General features: G+C 72.5%; 24 protein-coding genes. 12 read left to right on the top strand and 12 right to left on the bottom strand.

The genetic code is table 11. From position 1 onward, the window contains the following. Nucleotides 1-139: 139 nt before the first annotated feature. The 3 genes from FDO69_RS04255 to FDO69_RS04245 all read left to right on the top strand — a co-directional run bounded on the left by FDO69_RS04255 (nt 140) and on the right by FDO69_RS04245 (nt 4,855). On the top strand, nt 140-1,606 hold the full coding sequence (locus FDO69_RS04255; protein ID WP_104778317.1) for an aldehyde dehydrogenase family protein: 1,467 nt from the start codon (nt 140-142) through the stop codon (nt 1,604-1,606). A 193-nt stretch (nt 1,607-1,799) separates the two neighbouring features. Beyond that, nucleotides 1,800-3,356, top strand: a complete 1,557-nt coding sequence (locus FDO69_RS04250; protein WP_104778315.1) for a GMC family oxidoreductase — start codon at nt 1,800-1,802, stop codon at nt 3,354-3,356. Further along, nucleotides 3,353-4,855 (top strand): APC family permease, encoded by a 1,503-nt coding sequence (locus tag FDO69_RS04245; protein WP_234387838.1) that lies wholly within the window; start codon nt 3,353-3,355, stop codon nt 4,853-4,855. Before FDO69_RS04250 ends, FDO69_RS04245 begins: the two co-directional genes overlap by 4 nt. Nucleotides 4,856-4,893: 38 nt before the next feature. Here FDO69_RS04245 and FDO69_RS04240 read toward each other — a convergent pair whose 3' ends face one another. Continuing rightward, on the bottom strand, nt 4,894-6,369 hold the full coding sequence (locus FDO69_RS04240) for an MbnB/TglH/ChrH family RiPP precursor modification enzyme (RefSeq protein ID WP_104778497.1): 1,476 nt from the start codon (nt 6,367-6,369) through the stop codon (nt 4,894-4,896). Nucleotides 6,370-6,550: 181 nt separating this feature from the next. Here FDO69_RS04240 and FDO69_RS04235 point away from each other — a divergent pair, with 181 nt between their 5' ends. Then, nucleotides 6,551-7,123, top strand: coding sequence for a potassium channel family protein (locus FDO69_RS04235; RefSeq protein WP_104778314.1), 573 nt, complete (start codon nt 6,551-6,553; stop codon nt 7,121-7,123). 10 nt (nt 7,124-7,133) lie between these two features. On the opposite strand, the gene FDO69_RS04230 is transcribed toward FDO69_RS04235, so the two are convergent. Next, complete coding sequence (locus tag FDO69_RS04230; protein WP_104778312.1) at nt 7,134-7,595, bottom strand: DUF7144 family membrane protein; 462 nt, start codon at nt 7,593-7,595, stop codon at nt 7,134-7,136. 70 nt (nt 7,596-7,665) lie between these two features. Then, entirely contained in the window at nt 7,666-8,433 is a 768-nt protein-coding gene (locus FDO69_RS04225) for an aminoacyl-tRNA hydrolase (RefSeq protein ID WP_167526517.1), read from the bottom strand. A 42-nt stretch (nt 8,434-8,475) separates the two neighbouring features. On the opposite strand from FDO69_RS04225, the gene FDO69_RS04220 reads away from it, so the two are divergent. Both FDO69_RS04220 and FDO69_RS04215 read left to right on the top strand, forming a co-directional pair. Next, nucleotides 8,476-9,345 carry an ABC transporter ATP-binding protein gene (locus FDO69_RS04220; RefSeq protein ID WP_104778310.1) on the top strand — a complete coding sequence of 290 codons (870 nt, stop codon included), beginning with the start codon at nt 8,476-8,478 and terminating at the stop codon, nt 9,343-9,345. 109 nt (nt 9,346-9,454) lie between these two features. After that, the gene (locus tag FDO69_RS04215) at nt 9,455-10,126 is read left to right on the top strand and encodes an ABC transporter (RefSeq protein ID WP_104778308.1); all 672 of its coding nucleotides are present in this window, start codon (nt 9,455-9,457) and stop codon (nt 10,124-10,126) included. A gap of 44 nt (nt 10,127-10,170) precedes the next feature. Here the strand turns inward: FDO69_RS04215 and FDO69_RS04210 are convergent, their stop codons facing one another. Together FDO69_RS04210 and FDO69_RS04205 are read right to left on the bottom strand one after the other, a co-directional pair. Next, nucleotides 10,171-10,386 carry a hypothetical protein gene (locus FDO69_RS04210; RefSeq protein ID WP_104778306.1) on the bottom strand — a complete coding sequence of 72 codons (216 nt, stop codon included), beginning with the start codon at nt 10,384-10,386 and terminating at the stop codon, nt 10,171-10,173. 28 nt (nt 10,387-10,414) lie between these two features. Beyond that, entirely contained in the window at nt 10,415-11,932 is a 1,518-nt protein-coding gene (locus FDO69_RS04205; RefSeq protein ID WP_104778304.1) for an FAD-dependent oxidoreductase, read from the bottom strand. A gap of 87 nt (nt 11,933-12,019) precedes the next feature. Here FDO69_RS04205 and FDO69_RS04200 point away from each other — a divergent pair, with 87 nt between their 5' ends. Together FDO69_RS04200 and FDO69_RS04195 are read left to right on the top strand one after the other, a co-directional pair. After that, a complete protein-coding gene (locus tag FDO69_RS04200; RefSeq protein ID WP_104778302.1) occupies nt 12,020-12,394 on the top strand; it encodes an ArsR/SmtB family transcription factor in 375 nt (124 codons plus the stop codon). Beyond that, the gene (locus FDO69_RS04195; protein ID WP_104778301.1) at nt 12,391-12,876 is read left to right on the top strand and encodes an SRPBCC family protein; all 486 of its coding nucleotides are present in this window, start codon (nt 12,391-12,393) and stop codon (nt 12,874-12,876) included. The genes FDO69_RS04200 and FDO69_RS04195 overlap by 4 nt, the downstream gene beginning before the upstream one ends. 10 nt (nt 12,877-12,886) lie before the next feature. Here FDO69_RS04195 and FDO69_RS04190 read toward each other — a convergent pair whose 3' ends face one another. The 6 genes from FDO69_RS04190 to zapE form a co-directional block, all read right to left on the bottom strand. Beyond that, nucleotides 12,887-13,744 carry a PPK2 family polyphosphate kinase gene (locus tag FDO69_RS04190; RefSeq protein ID WP_104778495.1) on the bottom strand — a complete coding sequence of 286 codons (858 nt, stop codon included), beginning with the start codon at nt 13,742-13,744 and terminating at the stop codon, nt 12,887-12,889. Between the two features lie 85 nt (nt 13,745-13,829). Continuing rightward, on the bottom strand, nt 13,830-15,212 hold the full coding sequence (locus FDO69_RS04185; RefSeq protein ID WP_104778299.1) for a PhoX family protein: 1,383 nt from the start codon (nt 15,210-15,212) through the stop codon (nt 13,830-13,832). 90 nt (nt 15,213-15,302) lie between these two features. Next, nucleotides 15,303-16,364, bottom strand: coding sequence for a slipin family protein (locus tag FDO69_RS04180; protein WP_234387837.1), 1,062 nt, complete (start codon nt 16,362-16,364; stop codon nt 15,303-15,305). 169 nt (nt 16,365-16,533) lie between these two features. Beyond that, nucleotides 16,534-18,021: a SulP family inorganic anion transporter gene (locus tag FDO69_RS04175; protein ID WP_104778297.1), complete on the bottom strand. Its 1,488-nt coding sequence runs from the start codon at nt 18,019-18,021 to the stop codon at nt 16,534-16,536. 8 nt (nt 18,022-18,029) lie between these two features. Next, nucleotides 18,030-18,611 (bottom strand): carbonic anhydrase, encoded by a 582-nt coding sequence (locus FDO69_RS04170; RefSeq protein WP_104778296.1) that lies wholly within the window; start codon nt 18,609-18,611, stop codon nt 18,030-18,032. Nucleotides 18,612-19,317: 706 nt separating this feature from the next. Then, nucleotides 19,318-20,421: a cell division protein ZapE gene (gene zapE, locus FDO69_RS04160; RefSeq protein WP_104778292.1), complete on the bottom strand. Its 1,104-nt coding sequence runs from the start codon at nt 20,419-20,421 to the stop codon at nt 19,318-19,320. A 37-nt stretch (nt 20,422-20,458) separates the two neighbouring features. Between zapE and FDO69_RS04155 the strand changes: the two genes are divergently transcribed. From FDO69_RS04155 to msrB, 4 genes are all read left to right on the top strand, one after another. After that, a complete protein-coding gene (locus FDO69_RS04155; RefSeq protein WP_104778290.1) occupies nt 20,459-21,262 on the top strand; it encodes a pyrimidine reductase family protein in 804 nt (267 codons plus the stop codon). 250 nt (nt 21,263-21,512) lie between these two features. Continuing rightward, nucleotides 21,513-21,986, top strand: coding sequence for a beta/alpha barrel domain-containing protein (locus tag FDO69_RS04150; protein ID WP_170320835.1), 474 nt, complete (start codon nt 21,513-21,515; stop codon nt 21,984-21,986). A 178-nt stretch (nt 21,987-22,164) separates the two neighbouring features. After that, nucleotides 22,165-23,556, top strand: a complete 1,392-nt coding sequence (gene murC / locus FDO69_RS04145; RefSeq protein ID WP_104778286.1) for a UDP-N-acetylmuramate--L-alanine ligase — start codon at nt 22,165-22,167, stop codon at nt 23,554-23,556. Nucleotides 23,557-23,570: 14 nt separating this feature from the next. Next, nucleotides 23,571-23,978, top strand: coding sequence for a peptide-methionine (R)-S-oxide reductase MsrB (gene msrB, locus FDO69_RS04140; protein ID WP_104778284.1), 408 nt, complete (start codon nt 23,571-23,573; stop codon nt 23,976-23,978). Between the two features lie 8 nt (nt 23,979-23,986). Here the strand turns inward: msrB and FDO69_RS04135 are convergent, their stop codons facing one another. Further along, nucleotides 23,987-26,896 carry an ABC transporter substrate-binding protein gene (locus FDO69_RS04135; RefSeq protein WP_104778282.1) on the bottom strand — a complete coding sequence of 970 codons (2,910 nt, stop codon included), beginning with the start codon at nt 26,894-26,896 and terminating at the stop codon, nt 23,987-23,989. Nucleotides 26,897-26,971 lie beyond the last annotated feature (75 nt).

The following is a 26,971-nucleotide window of genomic DNA, read 5'->3' as shown; positions in this document are numbered from 1 at the left end:
GTGACTAGCCCACCCGGGTCCTCTGGGCCGCCCGGACGCCGTCGCGGCGGTGTGCCCCGTGGCCGCCGCCCGCCCGATGGGCCATGTTGCTGATCGTCGAGCCGATCGGGCTCCGGCCGGACGCGAAGGAGGCCCCGCGGTGGGTGAGCTGTACATCGACGGCGAGTGGACGCGGGCGGCGGCCGGTGGCCGGCGTGAGGTGGTCAACCCCTACGACGCCTCGGTCGTCACCACCGTCGACGAGGCCGACGCAACCGACGTCGACCGCGCCGTGCGCGCCGCCCGGCGCGCCTTCGCCGAGGAGGACTGGGCGAACGCCCCCTCCCGCCGCCGGGCCGACCTCCTGCTGCGCGTCCACGACCTCCTGCTGCGCGACCGGGAGGACATCGCCCGCACCGAGACGCTTGACACCGGCAAGACCCTCACCGAGGCCCGCATCGACGTGGAGGACGTGGCGAACGCCTTCCGTTACTTCGCCGAACTCGCGGGCAAGGACGGCGGCCGGGTCGTCGACGTCGGCCCGGACGTCCTCAGCCGCGTCGTCTACCAGCCGGTCGGCGTGTGTGCGCTCATCGCCCCCTGGAACTACCCGCTCTTGCAGGCCTCCTGGAAGGTCGCCCCGGCCCTGGCCGCCGGCAACACCTTCGTCCTGAAGCCCAGCGAGACCACACCCCTCACCACGATCGCCATGATCCGGCTCATCGAGGAGGCCGGCGCCCCGCCCGGCGTCGCCAACCTCGTGCTGGGCTCCGGGGCGACCGTCGGTGCGGCCCTGACCAGCCACCCCGACGTCGATCTGGTCTCCTTCACCGGCGGCCTGCACACCGGCCGGGCCATCATGGCCGCCGCCGCCGAGGGGCCCCGGAACATCGCCCTCGAACTGGGCGGCAAGAACCCCAACATCGTCTTCGCCGACGCCGACTTCGACGCCGCCGTCGACTACGCCCTCGACGCCGCCTTCCTGCACTCCGGGCAGGTCTGCTCGGCCGGATCACGCCTGCTCGTCGAGGACGCGCTGCACGACCGGTTCGTCGAGGCGTACGCCGAACGCGCCCGGGCGATCCGGCTCGGCAACGGCCTGGAGGAGGGCACCGAGAGCGGCCCGCTCAGCTCCGCCGAGCACCGCGAGAAGGTCGAGGGTTACATCGCCGTCGCCAAGGAGGAGGGTGCCCGGCTCGTCACCGGCGGCACCCGCCCCGACGACCCGGCCCTCGCCCGCGGGTTCTTCCTGCTGCCGACGATCTTCGCCGACTGCGACCGGTCCATGCGCATCGTGCAGGAGGAGGTCTTCGGCCCGGTGGTCACCGTCGAGCGCTTCCGCGGCGAGGACGAGGCGGTGGAACTGGCCAACGACACCCGATACGGCCTGGCCGGCGGCGTGTGGACCTCGGATGCGAGCCGCGCCCAGCGCGTCGCCCAGCGGCTGCGGCACGGAACCGTGTGGATCAACGACTTCCACCCCTACGTGCCGCAGGCCGAGTGGGGCGGCTTCGGCCGCTCGGGCGTCGGACGCGAGCTCGGCCCCACGGGACTGCGCGAGTACCAGGAGGCCAAGCACATCTACCAGAACCTCGCCCCCGCCCCCTCCGGCTGGTTCAAGGGCTGACCAGCGCCGGCCCACCAGCACCACCGCCACGGCCGGACCGATCCACGACGTGCACCGAAGAGGGGCCCTTCCGCCCGCGAAGTCGTCCCGCGGCGCACAAGCCACCGCAGAAGGGCCGAACGCCCGCGGCCCACCGGCCATCGAAGCAGGGCCGTCCGCCCGCGGCGCACCGGCCACCGAAGAAAGGCACCGCATGGCCACCACTCCCGCGCACGGCGACGAGTCCGCCTACGACTACGTCATCGTCGGCGGCGGCACCGCCGGCTGCGTGCTCGCCGCCCGGCTGAGCGAGGACCCCGACTGCCGCGTCTGCGTCATCGAGGGCGGCCCCAGTGACGTCGGCGACGAGCGCATCCTGCGCCTGCGCAACTGGATCAACCTGCTCGACTCGGAGTTCGACTACGGCTACACCACCGTCGAGCAGCCGCGCGGCAACTCGCACATCCTGCACTCCCGGGCGCGCGTGCTCGGCGGCTGCTCCTCGCACAACACCCTGATCAGCTTCCTGCCGCTGCCGCAGGACCTCGACGACTGGGTGAGCCACGGCTGCTCCGGCTGGGACCCGGCGACGATCCTGCCCTACCGCGACCGGCTGCTCACGCAGATCGTCCCGGTGGCCGAGGCCGACCGCAATCCCATCGCCGCGGACTTCGTCACCGCGGCCTCCCGTGCCCTCGGCGTGCCCGTCGTCGACGACTTCAACGCCGAACCCTTCGCCGACGGCACCGGCTTCTTCTCGCTGGCCTACCAGCCGGAGGGCAACCTGCGCTCCTCCGCGTCCGTCGCGTACCTCCACCCGGTGCTGGGCCGGCCCAACCTCACGCTGAGACTCCAGACCTGGGCCCACCGGCTGATCCCCGACGCGTCGGGCCGGCTCACCCGGGTCGCCGTCCGGGGCGCCGACGGCGAACCCGCCACCGTGCGCGCCGAGCGCGAACTCCTGCTGTGCGCGGGCGCCATCGACACCCCGCGCCTGCTGATGCTCTCCGGCATCGGACCGGCCGACGACCTGCGCGCCCTGGGCATCGAGGTACGGGCCGACCTGCCCGGCGTCGGGGAGAACCTGCTGGACCACCCCGAGTCCGTGATCGTCTGGGAGACCGCGGGACCGTTGCCGCCCAACTCCGCGATGGACTCCGACGCCGGCCTGTTCCTGCGCCGCGACAAGAGCCAGCCGCGCCCCGACCTGATGTTCCACTTCTACCAGGTGCCGTTCACCGTCAACACCGAACGCCTCGGCTACCCGGTACCGCGGCACGGGGTCTGCATGACGCCGAACGTGCCGCGGGCCCGCTCCACCGGCCGCATGTGGCTGCGCAGCAACAACCCCGCCGAGCACCCCGCCCTGGACTTCCGGTACTTCACCGACCCAGAGGGCCACGACGAGCGCACCATCGTGGACGGTCTGAAGGTGGCGCGCGAGGTCGCCGCGACCGATCCGCTGCGGGACTGGCTCGTCCGCGAGGTCGCACCCGGCCCGGACGTCGTCTCCGACGCCGACCTGTCGGAGTACGGCCGCCGCGCGGCCCACACCGTCTACCACCCGGCCGGCACCTGCCGCATGGGCGCCGCGGACGACCCCTTGGCCGTCTGCGACCCCGAGTTGAGACTCCGGGGCTTCGACGGGGTGCGGATCGTCGACGCGTCGGTGTTCCCGACGATGCCCACCATCAACCCGATGGTGACCGTGCTGCTCGCCGCCGAACGGGCCGCCGACCTGATCACCGCGGGACGGAGGACACGGCCGTGACCGGCACACCACCTCCCGCACCGGCGTCCGGGGTCCCCTCGGGGGAGCCGGGCTCCGAGTTCCGCAAGGACATGAGCCCCTGGGCCAACTTCGCCCTCGGCTTCACCTACCTCTCCCCGGTGGTGGGCACCTACACCCTCTTCGGCATCGCGATCGGCGACGGCGGACCGCCGATGATCTGGGCGTTCCTGGTAGCCGGCTGCGGCCAGTTCCTCGTCGCGCTGATCTTCGGCGAGATCGTCGCCCAGTACCCGATCGCGGGCGGTGTCTACCCCTGGGCCCGGCGGCTGTGGGGCAAGCGCTGGGCGTGGATGACCGGCTGGGTGTACATGTGGGCGCTGCTGGTGACCATCACCTCCGTCGCCTACGGCGCCGGCCCCTACATCGCCATTCTCTTCGGCTTCCGGGCCACCGTGCACACCACCGTGCTGTGCACCGCCGTGCTCATCGTCGTCGCCATCCTCATCAACTACATGGGCACCAAGGCACTGTCGACGGCGGCGCTCATCGGTTTCACCGGCGAGCTCATCGGCGCCCTCGTCGTCGGGATCTACCTGTTGGCCACCCACCGGCACCACGGCCTCGGTGTCATCTTCGACACCTACGGAGTCGAGGGAGGCGGCTCCTACCTGCCGGCGTTCCTGGCAGCCGGCATCATCGGCCTCTACCAGTACTACGGCTTCGAGGCATGCGGCGACACCGCGGAGGAGGTCGCCCACCCGGGCCGGGTCATCCCCCGCGCGATGCGCCGCACCATCTACATCGGCGGCGCGGCGGCCACGTTCACCTGCATGTCGCTGCTGCTGTCGGTCACGGACTTCAACGCGATCATCTCGGGCGAGCAGGCCGACCCGGTGGTCGACGTGCTGTACGACGCCATGGGCGAGACCGGGGCGCGGATGGTGATGGCCGTGGTGCTGATCTCCTTCCTGTCCTGCACGATCAGCCTTCAGGCCGCGGCCGGGCGGCTGATCTACTCCTACGCCCGGGACGAGATGATCGTCGGGCACCGGCTGCTGCGGCGGTTCGTCCACGCCCGTGCGGTGCCGAGCTGGGCGCTGTTCGTGTCCGCGGCGGTGCCGCTGGTCATCGCCTTCGCGTCGCTGCTCTCCGAGGACGCCCTCACCAACATCGTCTCGTTCGCGATCCTCGGCATCTACGGCTCGTTCCAGATGGTGGTCCTGGCCGCGCTGCGCGCCCGGCTCAAGGGCTGGCGTCCGGCGGGGGAGTTCACCCTGGGCCGCTGGGGCCTCACGGTGAACGTCGCGGCGCTGGTCTACGGCATCCTCGCCATCATCAACATCTGCTGGGCCCGCTCCCCGGAGAAGTCCTGGTGGGAGAACTGGATCGTCCTGCTGTGCGGCGGCGTGGTGCTGGGGACGGGCCTGCTCTACATGTTCACCACGCACCACTACGGCCGTGGCGACGCCCCTGCGGGCGACGCCGTGCCGGACAAGGCCGGTGCGTTGTCCGGGGGAACTCCTCCCGGGCAGGGGTGAGACGAGGGGTGAGGGGCACGAGCCGGGCCCCTCACCCGTCAACGCCGTGAGAGCACCCGGCGCGTGGCGCGGGCGAGCCGGTGAACGGGCCTCCCGGATCGCGGCGCAGGGCCCGACCGCTCCAGCCACCACTCCCGCAGCTCCCGCCGCGCCCGCGTGTCCCCGGGGAGCCCGGCGGACAGCAGGTGCTCGGCGAAGGTGAGGGCGTCGCGCCGGTACCCGGCGGTCATCGGGCGGGTCTGGGCGTAGCCGAGGAACGCCGCGCGGTACCCGCCCCCGAGGATCACCGGCAACTCGGGAGCGACCTTCGCCACGACGTCCGCCCGCTTCGCGGCGAGCGCCCGCGCCTGGACACCGATCCGCACCCGGTCGAACCCCTCGGGCACAGGCGTGCCCGCGACCAGCGCCGACAGCAACGCGGCCTGCGCCAGCCCGAGCCGCTGCCGGGCCTCGCCGACCCCTTCTTGATGGGGCAGGCCGGAGGCGCCCCGTGTCGCCCCGGCCGCCCCGGTCTCATGGCCCTGCCGCTCCACGCTGTTTCCGCCCGCGGCGGCTTCCCGCCGTCCGGCGGCTTCCCGCCGTCCGGCGGCGGTTGCCGTGAGCAGCAGTTCGTCGTCGACCGCCCCGGTCCCCCTGTGCCGCGCAGCGGCGACGGCGGCCGAGCGGAGTTCCGTCTTCACGCGTTCGACCGCCCCCGCCTCCAGCGCCCCGCGGATCGTGGTCAACTCGGCTTCCAGCTCCGCCGGTTCGGGGAAGTTCTCGTCCCGTTCCAGGAGGACACCCGGAGGGGAGACGCGGGAGGCGAGGTCCGTGAGGATGTCGAGGACCGGCCGGGGAACGGGGTGGGCGTGGCTGTCGTGCCAGACGCCGTCGCGTTCGAAGCCGCCGGCGACATGGACGTAGGCGATGGCCTCCAGAGGCAGCTCGGCGAGGGCCTTGGACGGGTCCTCGCCGCGGTTGACGTGGTTGGTGTGCAGGTTGGCCACGTCGATGAGGAGGCGGACGCCCGTGCGGTCGGCGAGCTCGTACAGGAACTGGCCCTCCGTCATCTCCTCGCCCGGCCAGCAGACCAGCGCGGCGATGTTCTCGACGGCCAGCGGCACCGGAAGCGCGTCCTGCGCGATGCGGACGTTCTCGCACAGGACGTCCAGGGCGTCCCGGGTCCGGGGCACGGGCAGCAGATGACCCGCCTCCAGGTGCGGGGAGGCCGTCAGCGACCCGCCCGCCCGTACGAACGCGATGTGCTCGGTGACCAGCGGGGAGCCCAGCGCCTGCGCGCGTTCGGCCAGTGCGGTCAGCCGTCCGGCGTCGGGCCGGTCCGCGCCGCCGAGGCCGAGCGAGACGCCGTGCGGCACCACGGTGACGCCGCGCTCACGCAGCCGCCGCAGGGAGTCGGGCAGGTGCCCGGGGCAGACGTTCTCGGCCACCGTCTCGACCCAGTCGATGCCCGGCATGCGCTCCACGGCGTCCGCGATCTCCGGTCGCCACCCGATGCCCGTCCCCAGTCGCTCCATCGTCCCCTCCTCCACCCGGCCCGTTCCTCGAACGTGAGGGGGGTATGGCCCAGCCGCTCGCCCCCGAACCCCGCACGGCCCGGCTTCAGAGCCAAATTTGAGGTTCGGGGGTCCGGCCGCCGTCCCCACTGACGGAGGCGCAAGGGTCGCGTCCCGCCCCGATCCGCCGTAGACCGGACCTATGCCCGAAGGCCGCGAGCAGCCCCACCGCCCCGTGCGGAAGCGGGAGAAGGAGTTCGGGGCGGCCGCCGTCCGCCGGCTGCGGATCGGGGCCGGAGCCGTGCTCGTGGCGGGCGGCACGGCCTACTTCCTGCTGCCGCTGGAGGGCCTGGGAGCCGACCGCCCCTGGCTGGGTTGGCCGCTGTTCGTGCTGTGCCTGACGCTCGTCGCCGTGCTGCTGCTGCGCCATGTGCGCGACGTCGTGCTGGAGAAGCCGCAGGCCCGGTCGGGCATCATGATCTCGCTGCTGATGTGCCTGGCCGTGCTGGTCTTCTCGTCCGGGTACTACGCCCTCGCGCAGCAGCCGGGTCAGTTCACCGGCCTGAGCACCCGGGTCGACGCGCTGTACTTCACCGTCGTCACGCTCGCGACCGTCGGCTACGGCGACATCACCCCGCGCGGGCAGGAGGCCCGCATGGTGACCGTCGTACAGATCGTCTACACCTTCGTCTTCCTCACGGCGGCGGCCACCGCGCTGACGCGCCGGATGCACGCGGTGGTCGCGGAGCGCGAGCGGCGCCCACCGCCGCCCTGACGTGGCGGCCCTACACCGGGCGGGAGGAGCGGTAGTTGAACACCGACCAGAGGACGAACAGACCGGTCACGATCATGATGATCGACCAGAACGGCTGGTAGGGCAGCCAGAGGAAGTTCGCGATGAGCGCCAGGCCGACCACGACCGCGCTCACGACCCGGGCCCAGGCGGCCCCGGCGAACAGGCCGAGCCCGGCGGCGACCACGAGCACCCCGACGATCACGTGGATCCAGCCCCACGCGGTCAGGTCGAACTCGAAGGAGTACTGGCCGAAGCTCGTGTACACCTCGTCCCCGGCGATCGCCGCGATGCCCTGGAGCACCGCGAAGAGGCCGTAGACGACCATCAGGATGCCGCCGAGAGCGAGACCCCCGGCCGCCCACGGGTCACCGGAGTCGCCCGGGCCGGGGCCGCCGGGTGTCCGGTCGTCGGAGGCGGGCGGAGCGGGGGGAGGGGGCGCGGCGCTGGACATGGCTGCCTCCTGGAGTCGGGCCGGCTGGTAACCCCACTGGAGCACCCGCCCCGGGCCGCCGCGCCCGCGGCTACTCCGAACGGGTGGACACCGCGCGGCCTGTCCCGTGCGGCTCGCGGCGCAGCGCCGGGTGGTCCGCTACCACCGTGCACGAACCGGGCGCGATCTCCGTGAACCCCGCGTCGCGCACCAACGGCAGTCCACTGCCGGTGAGTCCGGGCCAGTGGGCCGGGTCGGCCGTCCGCACGGCGAGCGGGAAACCCGCGTCGTGCCAGGCGGCCCGCTCCTCGTCGGACAGCTCCCACCAGGCCAGCTGCGCGGCGTGGCCGGCCTGCGCCATGGCCTTGCCGGCCGACATGCCGAGGTCCGGGTTCAGCCAGAGCACGGGGGCGGACGGGTCCGGGTCCACCGGCGGCCGGGGGTCGTCCAGGTCGGTGCCGGAGACCTGGAGCCTGGCCAGGTCCTTGGGCCAGCCGTCCAGCGGGACGGGCGGGAAGACCCGCACCTCGGCGGCCTTGCCGGTGACCGTGATGCCGGGCAGCGCCTCGGCCCGCCGCCACTCGGCTCCGCGTGCCCGCCGCACGACCTTGCGGATCCTGGCGTCCTGCCAGTCCCGCATCGCCTCGGCCCACTCGCCCTCGCCGGCCGACCGCTCGTCGGCCAGGATCGTCAGCACCGCCCGCGCGGCCGTCTCCAGTGCGTCCGTGCGCGCGGGCGGGTCCGCCCGCTCGATCCGCACGACGAGCGGCAGCACGAACTGCGGTGCCTCGTCGCGCGCCGAGGGCTCGGACCGGAAGGGACTGTCGCTCTCGCTCACGGGCGTCGGGTTTTCGCTCACGAACCCCAGTGTGCCAGCCGGAAGATCGTGCAGGATGGCCGCATGCGACCCGACCTGTGCCTGCGCGACGCGGGCCGCCGCTACGGTCTGAGAGGCCCCTGGGTGCTGCGCGGGATCGACCTGACGGTGGCCCCGGGCCGGCTCGTCCGCGTCGAGGGCGCCAACGGCAGCGGCAAGTCCACGCTGCTGCGGCTGCTCGCCGGCATCGACGCGCCGAGCGAGGGCCGGATCACCGGCCGGCCGCGCACGGCGTACGTCCCCGAGCGGTTCCCGCCCGCCCTGCCCTTCACCGCCGCCGGCTACCTCACCCACCTCGGCACCGTGCACGGCCTGACCCGGAAGGGGGCCGCTCGGGCGGCCGGGGAGTGGCTGGAGCGCCTCGGGGCGGCCGCGTACGCCGAGACGCCGATGGCGCGGCTGTCGAAGGGCAGCAGTCAGAAGGTCGCGGTCGCCCAGGCCCTGCTGGCGGAGCCGGAGCTGCTGGTGCTGGACGAGGCGTGGACCGGCCTGGACACCGCTGCGCGCGCCGAGTTGGAGCGCGCGGTCGCCGAACGCACGGCGGCCGGCGGCTCCGTGGTCTTCGTCGACCACGACCCGCGCCGCCTCGCCGGCCTGCCCGACGCGACGTACGCCGTGCGCGACGCGGGCGTCGTCCTGCAGGAGCCCGCGCGGGCTCCGTCCGCGTCCGGTCCGCAGGTGCTGGTCGAGGCCCAGGGCCCGCCGGACGGTCTGCTGCCCGAGGACGTGCGCCGGACGGTCTCCTCGGCCGAGGAGACCGGCCCCGGCACCTACCGCCTGTCCGTCCCCGCCCCGCACTCCGACGTCCTGCTCCGCACCCTGCTGGCGGCCCGCCCGCCCTGGCACGTGGTGAGCGTGGCCCCCCAGGAGACCGGCCCGGGGAGGCAGGGGTGACAGCCCGCGGTACGGCACCGGGAGACTGCCTCCGAGAGCCGCTCCCCACCGTCGTCAGGGTCAGGGCCGCCCGGTGGGCCGACCCGCGGGCCGCCTACAGGAGCCGCCGATGACCGCCCTGATGCGCTACCACGCCGCCCTGCTGCTGCGCTCGCAGCGCTGGCTGCCGCCGTTTCTGCTGTACGCGGCCTTCCTCGCGATCGGCATCCAGGCCGGGCAGCCGGTGCTCGACTCGCTCGGATACACGGCCGCAGCCCTGCTGCCCGTCGCCGCATGGCTGGCGCGGATCTGTGTCACGGGCGAACCCGACGCCGCACGCGGCTGTGTCGCGGCGGTCGCCGGACCCGCGCGGGCTCATGTGGCCTGCCTGCTGGTGGCCCTGGCCGGTGCCGCGGCGCTGGGCACGCTCGCGACCCTCGTCGTCACGCTGCTCAGCGACCCGGTCGCCTCCGACCACCGCACCCGGGTGCCGCTCGCCGCCGCCGGCGGTGCCGGGCTGCTCGCCGCACTGGCCTGCGCCCTGTTCGGCACCGCCGTCGGAGCGCTCACCAGCCGGCCCTTGCTGCGGTCGCCGGGCCGGGCCGTCCTCGCCCTGCTGCTCGCGGCGCTGCTGTCGCTGGTGGTCACCGGCTCACCCGCCCAGGCGGCCGTGCAGGGCCTGGTCACCGGATCGCAGCGGGGCACCGTCCCCCTGCCGCTGCTGCCCCTGGGCGCGGCGGCCCTGGTCACGGCCGGGGCGCTGGCCCTGGCCGGTGCTCTGGCCGCCCGCAGGTCACCGTGAGCAGGCGGTCACCATGAGCAGGCAGGTCACCCTGAGCAGGCAGATCACCCTGAACAGGCCGTGCGCTGCGCCTCCTGCCACTCGCAGGCGGGGCAGAGCGTGATGCCCTTGTACGACTCGGGGTATTCCGTCGGCTCCCGGCACAACACACTCCCCCACTCTCGGCTCCGCTCGAGCGGGGGGACCCCCATCGCATAGGGCGGTCCGTCCGCCCGGGGCGGCCTGGTCGCGTCGATCAGGCAGTAGTCGTCCTCGCTCATACGTCCAGCGTAGGCCGGGGGCGAACCGTCAGAGGTCCCGCTGCTCCAGCGGCTTGGTCGCCGGGCCCTGGATCACCTTGCCGTCCGTGTCGAAACGGGAGCCGTGGCAGGGGCACTCCCAGGCGCGCTCGGCCGCGTTGAAGTCGACCAGGCAGCCCAGGTGGGTGCAGCGGGCGGAGACGGCGTGCAGCCCGCCGTCGTCGCCCCGGTACACCGCGAGGCGTTGACCGTCCGCGCGGACCACGGCGCCCTCGCCGGGCGGCAGGGCCTCCACCGGCGGGGAAGGCCGCAGCCGGTCCCCCACGAAGTGCCCGGCGACCTTGGCCTGCGTCTTGAGGAACGCCGGCGCCTCACGCAGCGCGGGCTTGACCCGGCGCGGGTCGTACAGCCCGCTCCACTCGCACTCCTCACCGGTGATCTGCGCGGTCAGCAGCCGGCCCGCCATGATGCCGCCGGTCATGCCCCAGCCGCCGAAGCCGGTGGCCACGTACGTGTGGCGGGCGCCCGGGTGCAGGGGGCCGATCATCGGCACCGTGTCCGTGGGTTCGGTGTCCTGGGTGGCCCACCGGTGGGTGACCTCCAGGTCCGGGAAGTGGCCGGTGGCCCAGGCGGTGAGGCGTTCGAAACGGGCCCGCGGGTCGCCCGTGCCCGGCGTGAAGTGCTCACCGGTGACGATGAGCAGCCGCCGGTCGCCCTCGTGGGGCGCGGTGCGCACCGAGCGGGTCTCCTCGTCGGGCGTGATGAACATGCCGTCCGGGTCCTGGTCCGCGGGGATCGTCCCGGCGACGACCAGTTCGCGGCGGGTGGAGAGACGAGCGAACAGCAGGGCACGGTCGAAGATCGGGTAGTGCGTCGCGACGACGACGTCCCGGGCCCGGACCGTCGCCCCGGTCGTGGTCGACAGCCTGCACGGCTCGCCCTCGTCCAGGCCGAGGACGGTGGTGTCCTCGAAGATCCGCCCGCCGCGCTCGACCAGGTCGGCGGCGAGCGCCAGCAGGTACTTGCGCGGGTGGAACTGGGCCTGTCCGGTGACCTGGACCGCCCCCGCCACGGGGAAGGGCAGCCCGGTCTCCGTCACGAACGACGCGGGCAGCCCGGCCTCGGCCGCGGCCCGGGCCTCTGCGCGCAGCTCCTCCACGCGGCTCGCGTCGACGGCGTAGGTGTAGGCGCTCCTCGTCTCCCACTTGCAGTCGACGCCCAGCTCTTCGGCGATCCGGGCCGCGTGGTCGATCGCCTCCGATTGGGAGCGCGCGTACAGCCGTGCTCCCTCGGGGCCGCGGGTGCGCCGCAGCTTGTCGTAGACGAGCGTGTGCAACGCGGTGACCTTGGCGGTGGTGTGTCCGGTGACGCCGGCCGCGACCCGGCCGGCCTCCAGGACCGCCACGCGCCGCCCGGCCCGGGTCAGTTCCCACGCCGTGCTCAGCCCGGCGATCCCGGCGCCGATCACCGCCACGTCGACGTCCAGGTCCTCCGTCAGAGCCGGGTGGTGGCCGTCCGGTGCCGTCTGGAGCCAGTACGAGCTGCTGACCTGCTGCTTCTCGCTCATGAGCCGCCGAGTACCCCCGTCCGTCCGCTTCAGTGTCGGGCGGCTCCGCTTTACAGCCGGGGCGGACCGGGGCTAACGTACAACCAAATGGTTGTAGATGAGTGGAGTGACGAGACGGTCGACCGGTTGTTCCACGCCCTGGCCGACACCACGCGCCGGGACATACTGCGCCGTTGCGTGCGTGCGGAGCTGTCGGTCTCCCGGCTGGCCGAGGCCTACCCGATGAGCTTCGCCGCGGTGCAGAAGCACGTCGCGGTGCTGGAGCGGGCGGGGCTCGTCACCAAGCAGCGCAGCGGACGGGAGCAGCTCGTGCGCACCGACCCCGACGCGGTGGGCCGCGCTCACCAGGCCCTGGACGAACTGGAGTCGGCGTGGCGCGGGCGTGTGGACCGGATGGCCCGGCTGCTCGCCGAGAACCCGGAAACCGAAGAGAACGACACGACGGAAGGACCCGAGCGATGAGTGTCACCAGTGTCGACAAGGACCTCGACCACCTCACCCTCACCCTGATCGCCGACTTCGCCGCCCCGGTCGAGCGGGTGTGGCGGCTGTGGGCCGACCCCCGGCAGCTGGAGCGCTGGTGGGGCCCGCCGACCTACCCGGCGACCGTGGAGCAGCACGACCTCACCCCCGGCGGAGAGGTCACCTACTTCATGACCGGCCCCGAGGGCGACCGGCACCGCGGCTGGTGGCGGATCACCTCGGTCAGCGCGCCGACGGCCCTTCAGTTCACCGACGGCTTCGCCGACGACGACGGCAAGCCCAAGGAGGACATGCCGACCATGTCCGTGACGGTGCGGCTCAGCGAGCACGGCGGCGGCACCCGGATGGAGCTGCGCTCCCTGTTCGACACCCGCGAGCAGATGGAGCAGCTGGTCGCCATGGGCATGGAGGAGGGACTGAAGGAGGCCGTCGGCCAGATCGACGCCCTGCTGGCCGCCTGAACCGGTCGGGTCAGGGCTGCTCCAGCAGCCGTTTCCGGCACGCGGCCACGTCGAAGTCCGGCTGCGGATACCGCGGATCCAGCTCCTCGAAGTGCTCCAGGAGCAGGGTGCTGACCGCCCAGTTGCGGTACCACTTGTGGTCCGCCGGGATCAGGTACCAGGGCGCGTTCGAGGTGCCGCAACGCTCCAGGGCGATCTCGTAGGCCTCCTGGAAGGCGGGCCACAGGGCCCGGTCGTCGATGTCGGAAGCGGCGAACTTCCAGCGCTTCTCCGGCTTGTCGAGGCGCTTGAGCAGCCGGCGGCGCTGCTCCTCGTAGGAGATGTGCAGGAAGCACTTGACCAGGGTCACCCCGTCGCCGGTGAGGGACCGCTCGAAGCGGTTGATCTGCTCGTAGCGCCGGGCGATCTCGGGGGCCGGCGCGAGCTCCCGGACGCGGGCGACCAGGACGTCCTCGTAGTGCGAGCGGTCGAAGATGCCCAGCTCGCCGCGGATCGGGAGCGCCTGCTCCACGCGCCACAGGAAGGGGTGCGCGCGCTCCTCGGCGGTGGGTGCCTTGAACGCGGTGATCCGGCAGCCGGACGGGTTGAGCAGACCGATGACGTGCTTGACCGTACCGCCCTTGCCGCTGGTGTCCATGCCCTGCAGAACCAGCAGCACGCGGCGCCGGTCGCCCCCGGTGCTCGCCGCCCACAGCCGCTCCTGGAGGACGGCGAGCCGCTCGCCGATCCGGGCCGTGGCCGCCCTGCCCGCCGCCTTGCCGTGCGGCCCGGCGGGGGTGGCGGCGGCGTCGTACCGGCTCAGGTCGACCGGCTCACCGGCGGGCAGGCGCAACCGCTGCCGAAGCGAGGTGCTGTCCTTGTGTGCCACCGGGCCCCCTTCGCGGTCCTGTGCCTCGATGATCCGGCGGGGCGCCGGGCTGCGCACCCGGCGCCCCGGAGAGGCGGAGCACCGGTCACCGGCGCCAGGGGCCCGTCACCGCGAAGGTGGTGCCGGGCGTGTAGCAGTTGACGTACATCGTGTCGCCGTCCGGGGAGAACGTCACCCCGGCGAACTCACCCCATTCGGGCTCCTGCTCGGTGCCGATGTTCTGCCGGTTGCGGGCCATCGCGTAGACCTCGCCGCGCCGGGTCACGCCGAAGACGTGCTGGGCGCCGTTGCCGTCCTCACAGACCATGAGGCCGCCGCTGGGCGCCAGGCAGATGTTGTCCGGCGACTCGCCCGGCAGCTGCACATCGGTGTCCGGGCCGAAGACGATCACCAGGGTGAGCCGGCGGCGCTCGGGGTCGTAGCGCCAGACCTGCCCGAAGTGGTCGGCGGCCGAACCGTCCGAACGGCGCGCGAACGAGGACACGAAGTACACCGAACGGCCGCCCCAGTAGCAGCCCTCCAGCTTCTGCGCGTGCGTGATTCCCCCGCGGCCGAAGTCCTGGAACCGGATCGGCGTCTGCGCGGCCTGCGGGTCCGGCACGTCCACCCACTCGATGTGGTCGAACTCGGCGCCGACGTCCTGGACGGAGGACAGGTCCGGCACACCGGGCACCCGCATGGCCTGGAGCCGGCCGCCCGCGCGCAGCGAACCCCTGCCGCCCAGCGGCCGGTTCGGCAGGAAGCGGTAGAAGAGGCCGAAGGGCTTCTCGAAGGCGTCCTCGGTCTCGTACACCACGCCTCGCCGGGGGTCCACGGCGATCGCCTCGTGCGCGAAGCGGCCCATCGCGGTCAGCGGCACGGCCCCGGTGCGGTGCGGATCGACCGGGTCGACCTCGAAGATGAAGCCGTGGTCCTTGGTGTAGCCGTTGGTGCCGGCCCGGTCCTCGGTCTCCTCGCAGGTCAGCCAGGTGTCCCAAGGGGTGGGGCCGCCGGCGCAGTTCACGGCCGTGCCGGCGATCGCGACTCGCTCCGACTGGACCCTGCCCCGGGAGTCCAGCGTCAGCGCCGTACAGCCGCCCTTGCCTGCCGGGTCGTAGGTGAGGCCCTCGACGGTCGGCACCGGGACCTTGCCGCTCACGCGGTTCTCGTGGTTGCGGACCAGGTGGACCCGGCCGCCTCTGCCGCCGAAGGCCGACATGCCGTCGTGGTTGGAGGGGACCTTGCCCTCGCCGGAGCGCAGTTCGTCCCCTTCGCGGGAGAGGATCCGGTAGCGGAACCCTTCCGGCAGGTCGAGGACGCCCTTCGGGTCGGGGACGAGTGGGCCGTAGCCGGTGTGGCCGAGGCCCTGTGCGGCGGCGGTGCCGGCGAAGAGTTCGGAGAGGGCGCCGGAGAACGCAATCCCGACGCCCAGGGCGCCCGTTCCGGCGAGCATCCGACGTCGGGTGGCGAAGCGACCGGATTCGGTCATGGGGAAACCTTCCTGCTGGCGGACAGGAACTGTGATCCCGCTGTGTCTATCACCTGGTGCGGGCCGCGGGAACCACGCGCGTAGCGCGCGTCACTGCTCCACGGCCCGCCGCAGCCGTTCCATGGCCTCCCCGGCCTGCTCCGTCAGGTCGACGGCGCGCTGCTCCGTGAGGTCGACGGCGCGCTGCTCCGTGAGGTCGGCGGCGCGCTGCTCCGTGAGGTCGGCGGCGCGCTGCTCCGTGAGGTCGGCGGCGCGCTCCTCGATCGCCGCGCGATCCGTGGGCTCCGTGGGCTCCGCGGGGTCCGTGGGCTGCGCGCGGCTCGCGTCCTCCGCTCCTCCCGCGTCCTGCGGCTGTGCCGCGTCCCGCGGCTGTCCCGCGCTCTCCGCGGCGGGCTGCGCACCCCGCTCCAGGAACCGCAGCAGTTCCACCGGAATGGGCAGGACGAGCGTGGAGTTCTTCTCCGCCGCCACCGCCATGACGGTCTGCAGCAGCCGGAGCTGGAGCGCCGAAGGCGTGTCGGCCATCTGGCGGGCGGCCTGGGCCAGCTTCTTGGAGGCCTGGTACTCGGCGTCGGCGTTGATGAGCCGGGCCCGCCGCTCCCGGTCGGCCTCCGCCTGGCGGGCCATGGAGCGCTTCATGGTGTCCGGCAGGGAGACGTCCTTGATCTCCACGCGGTCGATGCTCACGCCCCACTCCACGGCCGGACTGTCGATCATCAGCTCCAGGCCCTGGTTGAGCTTCTCGCGGTTGGACAGCAGGTCGTCCAGCTCGCTCTTGCCGATGATCGAGCGCAGTGACGTCTGCGCCATCTGCGAGACGGCGAAGCGGTAGTCCTCGACGTTGACGATCGCGGCCGACGGGTCCACGACGTTGAAGTAGACGACGGCGTCGACCCGCACGGTCACATTGTCGCGGGTGATGCCCTCCTGGGCCGGGATGGGCATGGTCACGATCTGCAGGTTGACCTTGCGCATCCGGTCCACCGCGGGGATCACGAGGTTGAACCCGGGCCGCCGCACGTCCCCGTGCAGACGCCCGAGCCGGAAGACGACCCCGCGCTCGTACTGCTTGACGACCCGTGCCGCGGAGGCCACGTACACCAGCGCACCGGCCCCGACCGCGGCCACCACGCCGACCAGCTCTTCGACCATGCCGGCCTCCCGGTTCAGAGGTCCGAATCCGTCCGTTTCTGTAACGATATGCCCGAACCGGGGCGTGGGGCCATGGCCGGGGATCGGGCCGAAACGGGGCGGACGCGCTTGGTCCGGGGCGCGCAGCCGGCGCGCCCCGGACCAAGGGGTGGGTGATCCGGTCCTCCGGCTAGGCGGCGGGGACCTTCTCCGCCGGGGCCTCCTCGGGCTCCGTGACCTTCACCGGTTCGGTGCCCGTCGCGCTGTGGCGTGCGGCCCAGCTCTCCAGGGCCGTGCGGCAGGCGTGGTCGAGGTGGTGCAGGCCCGAGAGGTCCAGCTCGACCGGGCGGTCCTGCGGCAGGCTCTCCAGGCTGTCGAGGATCTTCGGCAGCCGCAGGAAGGTCGCGTTACCGGACAGGTACGCCTGGATCGGGCCGGCGCCCTTGTCGATGATCTCCATCTTGACGTGCGAGGCCTCCCAGGCGGTCTTGACGACCGACAGGGCCAGACCGATGAGCACACCCTCGAACATGTTGACCGCGACGATCGACACGGCGGTGACGATCAGGATGAGCGCCTCACCCTTGTGGGCCCGCCACAGAGTCGTGATCTGGTGGAACGGGATCAGCTTCCAGCCGGCGTGCACGAGGATGCCGGCGAGGGCGGGGATCGGGATCAGCGCCAGGGCCCACGGCATCGCGGCGGCGAACAGCAGCAGCCACACGCCGTGCAGCACCCGGGAGGCCTTGGTCTTGGCGCCCGCGTTGACGTTGGCGGAGCTGCGCACGATGACGGCGGTCATCGGCAGCGCGCCGAGCAGACCGCACAGGGTGTTGCCCGCGCCCTGGGCGATCATCTCCTTGTTGTACTCGGTGCGCGGACCGTTGTGCAGCCGGTCCACGGCGGCGGCGCTGAACAGGCTCTCGGCGGAGGCGATCAGTGCGAAGGCGATGATGGTGCCCCAGATCGCCGGGTTCGCCAGTTCGCCGAAGGCCTCGGCCCCGGGCGGCTGGATGACGCCCAGCAGGCCCTCCACCTGGACGGTGGCGACCGGCAGGCTGAAGGCGAGAGTGGCGACCGTGGCCAGGACGACTGCTGCGAGGGCGCCGGGTACGGTTTGGACCGCCTTCGGCAGCTTCTTCCAGAACACGATGACGGCGATGGTGCCCGCGCCGATCGCGAGGGAGGTCAGGGCCTCGGTGCTGCCGAGCGTGTCGGCGAACATCCCGGGCAGACCGGCGATCTTGCCGAGTCCGGACTCCGGGGCCTTCAGGCCCGCCGCAGCGTAGATCTGCCCGGCGATGATCACCAGTCCGATGCCGCAGAGCATGCCCTCGACGACGGAGACGGATATCGCCCGGAACCAGCGGCCTATCCCCAGGAAGCCCATGGCGAGCTGGAGCAGGCCGGCGAGCAGCACGATCACGCCGAGCGTGGCCACGCCGAACTCGCTGACGGCCTCGAAGACCAGCACGGTGAGTCCGGCGGCGGGGCCGGACACCTGAAGGCTGCTGCCGCGCATCAGCCCGGTGACGAGCCCGCCCACGATGCCGGTGATGAGGCCCAGCTCCGCGGGAACGCCGGAGGCGACCGCCACGCCGACGCACAGCGGGACCGCGACCAGGAAGACGACGATCGAGGCGAGGAAATCCTGCTTCAGGTAAGGGAACTTGGTCATGGTCGCCCTCACAGCTTCTCGAAGGAGTCGGTGTCCGCGCGGTGTTCGCGCACGGTGCCCGTGTGTACTTCGTAGAACCAGGCGTGCAGCCGGAGCCGGCCGTCCGTCAGGCGGCTCTCCACGCAGGGGTAGGAGCGCAGCCGCTCCACCTGGGTCAGGACATGGTTCTGCACGGCTTCGGTGACCGTCTTGTCGGTCGGGTCCGCGCACTTGGGCTCGTCACAGGCGTGCGCGAGCCAGTCGCGCACGGCGGGCACGCCGGAGAGGTCGTCGCCGCGTACCACCGCGCCCACGGCGCCGCAGTGCGAGTGGCCGCAGACCACGATCTCCTTGACGCCGAGGACCTCCACGGCGTACTCGATCGTGGCCGCCTCCGAGGTGGGGTGCGCGATGGAGTGCGGGGGAACGACGTTGCCGGCGGTGCGCAGCTCGAAGAGCTCGCCGGGACGGGCGCCCGTGATCAGCGCCGGTACGACCCTGGAGTCGGAGCAGGTGATGAACAGGACCTCGGGGGACTGGCCCTCGGCGAGGTGGGCGAACTCCTCAGGGCGCTGTCCGAAGATGCGGGCGTTGTCGATGAGGGGTTGCATGAGTGTGGTGATCCTCCTGGCGCGCAGTGGGGGCGCGTCGGACGGGCATGACAAGGGGTGGGGGGAACTGCTCTGCCACTCAGCAGCGAAAGACCTGAAGTGCCGCCGGAGTGTGCGATGTCGAGGATCTCGACGTGTGGTCGTGCGCGGCGCCGGGTCTGACCGGTTCGGGCGCTGTCGGCCGGATGTGCCGTTGCAGCGGCCGCTCGGGGCCCGTGGGCGCGAGGTCCGCGGTGTGGGACCGGTCGCGGGTCCGCAGGGGACCGGTCGGGTCCCCGTGGTGCCCAGCGCGACAGGTCGCGGTCTCGTCGCGCAGCGCCTTCCCCAGGGACTTGTGGCCGGGGCGCGAGGACGTGCCGGAGGGTTTCGTTCCGGGCTGAGCTTTGGCCTCGACTTGGCTGTGCGTATGCGCGGATGCGAAGGACGCGGTCGGTGCGAAGAACTGAAGGGCGAGCAGGGCGGCGGCGAGGATCGAAACCACGGTCCGTGCCGTCGTACCTCGGTACATGCGCCCCCCTTCCGGTGCTTCGCACGTCTAGTGCGGACCAACACTTGGTCAACGGCCGGTCAAGAAACACGTTAACCCTGCAAAGTCGTTTGCAGGGTTAACTTAACGTTTCAAGCTGAAGAGAGCCTGAAAACCGCAGGTGGGATGGCTTGAACAGGCCCTTCCCGCCGGGCAGTCGGCGCGGTATGGGAGCTGTGCTTACCGGGGGTCCGCCAGTGAACCCGCGTCGCGGGCGAGAGCGGTGAGCCGGGAGATGGCCCGGAAGTACTTCTTGCGGTAACCGCCGTTCAGCATCTCGTCGCTGAACAGCTGGTCGAAGGGCAGGCCCGAGGCGAGCACCGGCACCTCGCGGTCGTAGAGCCGGTCCGCGAGAACGACCAGCCTGAGGGCCGTCGACTGGTCGGGAACCGGGTGCACACCGGTGAGGCACACGGCCTTGATCCCGTCGGTCAGAGCGCCGTACCGGCTGGGGTGTACCCGGGCCAGATGGTCCAGGAGGGGCGAGAATGCGTCGAGGGAAGCGCCCTCGGTGGCGTGCGCCGCGCCGGTCACCTGTTCGTCGGAGTACGGCGGCGGCGCCTCGGGCAGACCGCGGTGGCGATAGTCCTCGCCGTCGATGCGCAGGGCGCGGAAGTGGGCCGACAGGCCCTGGATCTCACGCAGGAAGTCGGCCGCGGCGAACCGGCCCTCGCCGAGCTTGCCGGGCAGTGTGTTGGACGTGGCGGCGAGCGCCACACCCGCGTCGACGAGCTTGCCGAGCAGAGTGGAGACCAGGACCGTGTCGCCCGGGTCGTCGAGCTCGAACTCGTCGATGCACAGCAGGCGGTGCCCGGACAGCGTCCGGACGGTCTGCTGGAACCCGAGGGCACCGACCAGGTTGGTCAGCTCCACGAAGGTGCCGAACGCCTTGAGCGCGGGCTCGGCCGCAGTGGCGTGCCACAGGGACGCCAGCAGGTGGGTCTTGCCGACGCCGTAGCCGCCGTCGAGGTAGACGCCGCGCGGGCCGGCGGGGGCCTTCTTCGGCGCCCTGCCGAAACCGAACAGCCGCCGCTTGCCGGATCCCGAGGGCCCTCCCGAGTCGAGGCCCGCCGCGAAACCCTCCAGGACCCGGACGGCCTCCGTCTGGCTGGGCTGGTTCGGGTCGGGGATGTACGTGCTGAAGCGGACGGAGTCGAACCGCGGTGGCGGCACCATCTCGGCGACCAGCCGGTCCGCGGGTACGTGCGGCTCACGGGCGCACAGGGACAGCGGGGCCGGTTCGGTTATGGGGCCGCTTCCGGAGGGGGCCAGGGGAGAAGACACGGTTCACCATGCTACGGCGCGTGGAACACTGCACGGCATGCGACGTCTGTTCCCTGTGACCGATGAAACAGCAGTTCCGGCGCCGGGCGGCGCGTCCGGTGAGGGCACCGGGCGGGAGTGGAGCCTTCAGGAGCTGGCCGCCGCGTACGCCTATCCGGAGCCCGGGCCGGAGGGACCGGTTCCGTGGCTGCGCGCCAACATGGTGTCCACGCTGGACGGGGCCGCCCAGCACGACGGCCGTTCGCAGCCCATCTCCAGCGCCACCGACATGCGGATCTTCGGCACCCTGCGGGCCCTGGCCGACGTCGTGGTCGTCGGCGCGGAGACGGTGCGGCAGGAGGGCTACCGGCCCGCACGCGCGCGGGAGGACTTCGCGGCGATGCGGGAGGCGGCCGGGCAGCGGCCCGCACCCGCGATCGCGGTGGTCACCGCCAGTCTCGACCTGGACTTCTCGCTCCCGCTGTTCACCTCGCCCCTCGTCCCCACCCTGATCCTCACGGGCGCCGCGGCCGCCCCGGACCGCGTCGCCGCCGCAGAGAAGGCGGGCGCCCGGGTCGTGACCGCCGGGGACGGCATCGGCGTGGACCCGGCCCTCGCCGTCCGGGCCCTCGCCGACCTCGGCCACACCCGGCTGCTCACCGAGGGCGGCCCGCGACTGCTCGGCCAGATGGTCGCCGCCGGCGTGCTCGACGAGCTGTGCCTGACCGTCTCCCCGATGCTCACGGCGGGGGAGGCGCAGCGCATCGCCGGAGGGCCGGCCGTGACCGTCCCGCACCGCTTCGGGCTGGTGTCGATGCTGGAGGAGGACGGCTTCCTGTTCACCCGGTACGGACGCGCCTGAGCCGCGTACTGAAACGCCGGGCCCGGGGTACAAGGGCGGACGGGAAATCGGGTCGGTACGCCGCGGCAGCGGGGTGAACCCGCCGTGGGTCCGTTCATCGGCGGAATATGCCGTTCTGTTTGGTTTTCGGAGGGCACACTGGATCCGGCGGTACCCGTGTGAAGACGGGCAGGATGGTTTCCGCAGGGCCCGGCCCGGCCGGCCCGCGGCGAAGTGGGGCCCTGGGCCCCCGGAGCAGAAGGAGCGCCTGGTGTTCACCAGCGTATTGATGATCGAGAAGGCGCTGACGTCGGCCGACGTGGAGTTCGTCACCACCTTGCACGGCGAGGAGCAGGTCTCCTTCGAGGTGCTGTTGCAGCCGCGCGGCGAGCAGGCGGACCGCCTGCTGCGGGCCATCGACGACGTGGCGCTCGGCGAACTGGACGAGGCCGTCCGCGAGGGGGAGACGCCCGAGGGTGAGGAGGCGCTCAGCGTGGGGCAGCGGGCGCTGGAGGTGTCGCTCGCCGCGCTGCGCGCCTCGGGCGGTCCGGCCCAGGGGCGGCTGATCGAGGATCATCCGCTGGACGCGCTGAAGTCCCTGGTGGAGGAGGTCGGGGCGGACGAGGTCATCGTGCTGACCGACCCCCACTACGTGGAGGAGTTCTTCCACCGGGACTGGGCGTCGCGGGCCCGGCACAAGGTGGGGGTTCCGGTGCTGAAGCTGTTCTCGCACAGCAAGGCCTAGGGGACGGCTAGGGGGGTGCTTCCAGATGCCCGCCGGGTGCGGGTGGTGCGGGATTGCTCGCGCCCACGCGGCGCAGCCGCATATCGATACCGCCCCACGCCCCTGATGGGCAGGCCGGCCCTGCGCACGCAATAGGCTTGGCCCCGCCAACCCTCGTCAGCCGAACTTGGAGACACGCATGGCAGCCGGCCTTCCTCCCGCCATGGACCGACCGCACTTCATCGGGATCGGTGGGGCCGGGATGTCGGGGATCGCGAAGATCCTCGCGCAGCGCGGGGCCGTGGTCGCGGGCAGTGACGCCAAGGAGTCGGCGACGGCACAGGCGCTGCGGGCGCTGGGCGCGACCGTGCACATCGGCCACGCCGCGGGGCATCTCGCCGACGACGCCAGCTGTGTGGTCGTCTCGTCGGCGATCCGGCAGGACAACCCCGAGCTGGCCCGCGCGGCCGAGCTCGGCATCCCCGTCGTGCACCGGTCCGACGCGCTCGCGGCGCTGATGGACGGGCTGCGGCCGATCGCCGTCGCCGGTACGCACGGCAAGACGACCACGACGTCGATGCTGGCCGTCTCGCTGAGCGAGCTGGGCCTGAAGCCCTCGTACGCGATCGGCGGCGACCTGGACGCGCCCGGCTCCAACGCGCTGCACGGCGAGGGCGAGATCTTCGTCGCCGAGGCGGACGAGTCGGACCGCAGCTTCCACAAGTACGCTCCCGAGGTCGCGATCGTCCTCAACGTGGAACTCGACCACCACGCCAACTACGCGTCGATGGACGAGATCTACGAGTCGTTCGAGACGTTCGTGGACCGGATCACCGAGGGCGGCACGCTGGTGATCGCCGCCGACCACGAGGGCGCGCGGGAGCTGACGCGCCGGGTCGCCGGGCGCGGCGTGCGCGTGGTGACCTACGGCGAGTCCGAGGACGCCGGTGTGCGCATCCTGTCGGTCGTGCCGCAGGGGCTGAAGAGCGAGGTCACCGTGGTGCTGGAGGGCGAGGAGCTGACCTTCACGGTCTCCGTCCCCGGCCGGCACTACGCGCACAACGCGGTCGCCGCGCTGGCGGCCGGCGCGGCCCTCGGCGTCCCGGCGGCCGAGCTGGCCCCGGCGATCGCCGCGTACACGGGCGTGAAGCGGCGGCTCCAGCTGAAGGGCGAGGCCGCGGGCGTGCAGGTCATCGACTCCTACGCGCACCACCCCACCGAGATGACCGCCGACCTGGAGGCCATGCGCGCGGCGGCCGGTGACGCCCGGATCCTGGTCGTCTTCCAGCCGCACCTCTTCTCGCGGACCCAGGAGCTCGGCAAGGAGATGGGCCAGTCCCTCGCCCTCGCGGACGCCTCCGTGGTGCTGGACATCTACCCGGCGCGCGAGGACCCGATCCCGGGTATCACGAGCGAGCTGATCATCGAGGCGGCCCGGGCCGCGGGCGCCGACGTGACACCGGTGCACGACAAGGCCGACGTCCCGTCGGTCGTCGCGGGAATGGCGAAGCCCGGGGATCTCGTTCTCACCATGGGAGCGGGCGACGTCACCGACCTCGGCCCGCACATCCTGGACCGTCTGTCGAACTGAGGGGCTGGAGGCTCATGCCGTACGACGTCGAGAAGCCGGACGAGCAGTGGCGCGTGGAGCTGAGCCCGGGCGAGTACGCGGTGCTGCGCCAGGCGGCCACGGAGCCCGCCTTCACCGGTGAGTACACCGACACCAAGACCCGGGGCGTCTACTCCTGCCGCGCCTGCGGAGCGGATCTGTTCACCTCGGACACCAAGTTCGAGTCGCACTGCGGCTGGCCGTCCTTCTTCGACCCGAAGGACACCGACGCGGTGGAGCTGATCGAGGACCGTTCGCACGGCATGGTGCGGACCGAGGTGCGCTGCGCACGCTGTGGCTCGCACCTCGGGCACGTCTTCGAGGGCGAGGGGTATCCCACGCCCACCGACCAGCGGTACTGCATCAACTCGATCGCGCTGCGGCTGGCTCCCGAGGAGGGCTGAGGCGGCGCTCAGCGGATCCGGCACTCCTTCTGGGTGAGGCGCTTCGTGTCGCCCGCGATGCGACTGCACAGCACGTGGGTGTCGGAGGTGCCGTCGTCGTCGCGGCGGACCTCCTTCAGGACGATGCTGTGTCCGGTGCGGTCGCCGTAGAGCGGGGCGCCGGTGAAGTCGATGGTGCCGGTGGCCATGCCCTCGATCTTGACGCTGCGCAGGTTCACCCAGGTCGAGGCGCGGCTCTGCGGCCGGTCGCCGCGGGTGGCCGCCCAGAACAGGGCGCGGGTCGCGTCATGGGAGAGGGCGGTCTGGCCGCTTGCCAGGGCGGGGCTGTCGTAGCGCAGGCGGTGGCCGCGCAGTCCGGGCAGGTGCTTGGCGGCGTCCAGGTAGAAGGCCGTCCCCTTGGCGGCCGTCCGCAGCTCCGCGAGGGCCGCGTGGTACAGCGTGACCTTCGGCGCGACGGACTGGCCGCCGCCGGCGAAGTCGGCCTTGGACAGGTCGTCGCCGGTGAGGATGGCCAGCGGCTTGCCGGCGCAGCCCGGCTCGGTGCCCAGCTGGGTCATCAGGGGGTCGATGTCCTCCACCCGGCCCGCGAAGTAGATGACGGACGGGACCCGGCCGCCCCGGCAGATCTCCTGGGCGTGCGAGCGGAGCTCGGGCTTGCCGCCGCTGAGGGTGTAGCGGCGCTGATCGAGCGGGGTGAAGCCCTGCCGTCGCAGCATCTCCTGGCCGTAGCGCGCCTGTTCGTCGGTGTAGAGGTCGTCGGTCCTCGCCGTGTCACGGGCCAGGACGAGGGCGTACTGCCGCCGGCCGGGCGTGCGCAACTGGGCGGCGATCAGGCCGAGTTGCCGGGTCTGCCACTCGTCGGTGGCGGCCAGGCTGAACCAGTTGGCGAACTCGCGGGGCAGATAGGTCGCGGAGTTCGTGCCGGAGACGACCGGCAGGCCGGCCCGCATCAGGGTGCGGATCGTCGCCCGGCTCGACTTCAGGTCGCGGCCGGTGCCGACGACGCCCACCACGGTCGGGTCGTGGGCGGCGTACGCGGCGATCGCCTCGGCCATCTCCTCCTGGTGGCCCAGGTCGACGCCGCCGTTGGCGATCAGGACCCGCAGCTTCACACTGGAGTTCTCGTTGATGACGGCCTGCGCCAGATACACGCCCGCCAGCTCCTCGGCGCCCTTCACGAGGGAGGAGCCGGCCGAGGCGTCGGCGCTGAGCGGCCCGGCGTAGACGACGGTGACGTACTTGCCGGGGTGGTCCGCGAGGACGCCTGCGTTCTGCCGGGCGATGCGGTCCTCCAGGTCGGCCACCGTCCAGGGCGCCCCTTCGTCGGCGTCGAGCGCCTTGACGTCGTCGCCGGGCTCGGGTGCGGGCAGCCAGTCGGCGAAGCGGACGTCGTGCGTCGCTATGCCGATGCACTCCGTGCTGCCGTCGGGCGCCGCCTCGCGCCGGGTGTCCCGATTGGCGGTCAGCACGGACGCCGAGCAGTACCGGTCGTGCAGGGCGTCGGCCCGCATGACGGTGGCGGCGGTGAGCAGGGCGACGACCAGGACCAGCGTGTGCAGGGCCCACACCAGCCGGGCGAGCGTCGGCCGGGAGGAGGCCCGCAGATGGTGGCGGCCCTCCTCGAGCGGGCCCAGCTGGTCGTGCGGCAGCGGAATCTTCATCACCCACGGCAGGACGGACCGCTCCCGGCTGGGTGACTGCTCGGCGCGCAGGTTGCGGCCCCACTCCTGGTACCAGGTGCGCAGCCGGACGCCGAACGTCGGCGGCGTCGCTTCCGGGGCGGGCGGGGCTTGGACGACACTGCGCTCCAGGCGCGGCACGTCGTCGTTGCGCACCGCGGCCACCACGAGCAGCGGGTCGAGCTCGCTGCGCCGGCTGCGGACGTCGCTGATGGCCCGGATCAGCTCGATGCCGCCGTTGCGGTCGTCCGCGTGGGGCAGGAAGAGCATCGGCGGCCGCGGCCGTTTGAAGCCGCGCAGGTCCCAGCTCCAGCGGCGGTGGTTGTCCCGCAGGTCCTCGCGCAGCGCGAGGACACACAGCTGGAGATGGAAGTCGCCGCCCGCCGTGAGCGCCTCGGCGACGTCGTAGGCCCGGGCCGCGATCGCCTTCCAGGAGCGGACCGGCCGCAGCAGCGACACCTCGGTGGACTCCTCCTGGTCCGCCGCCCTCAGGAACGTCGTCGTCATGAACCAGCGGCTCTCCCGGCGCAGCCACAGGAAGATCGGGGCCCGGCCCGGCAGGACGTAGTTGAGGACGGTCAGCAGCAGCAGGAAGACGAGGCCGGCGCCGACCGCGACGTACCACTCGCTGCGGGCGAGGAGCGCGGCCAGGACGGTCACGAGGCTCGCCGGGAGGATGTGGGCCATGTCGAACAGCGGCAGGCCGGAACGCCAGCGGGCCGTGTTCTTCGGCCGCCAGCGCTGCTGTGCCAGCTCGTTCAGCAGCCGCAGCCGCTGGTCCTGCCCCGCCTCGGGGCTGCCCGGGGCGGGCGCCGGCCAGCTGTCGCCGAGTGCCGCGACCGCGTCGTCGATGGCGTGCACCAGCCGCAGCCGCGGGAACGCGTAGCGCCGGTAGAGCGCCTTCGGGCCGCCCCACTTCCGCGGGTCGCTCAACGCCCGCACCAGGGCCGCGGCCCGGCGCACCTCGGTGGCGCCCTCGTAGGCGTCCTGCGTCAGCGCGCAGCGGGTGCCGTGCGCTTCCTGGCCCGCGTGCAGCTGCCGGACCAGCCCGGCCACCGCGTCGTCGTCCCGGCCCTCCTGGGCGTGCACCACGAACACCGGCATCGGCGGTTCGGTGCTCCTGCGGAAGTCCTGGATGAGGATCTCGAGCTGGTTCTGCAGGTGGCGCCCGGCGTCGCTCCCCGGCATGCCGTCGTGGCCCCCAGGGCAGTCCGGCGGCGTGCGATGGTCCTTCACCATGGGCAACCCCCCGTTAACCTTCGGTGACCTATGAGATTAACCGCTGCCGATGGGGTGCGAGTGGGTGACGAACGA

This window comes from Streptomyces tibetensis (assembly GCF_007655005.1).
Lineage (GTDB): Bacteria > Actinomycetota > Actinomycetes > Streptomycetales > Streptomycetaceae > Streptomyces > Streptomyces tibetensis.
This window is presented reverse-complemented; position numbering and strand designations above follow the sequence as displayed.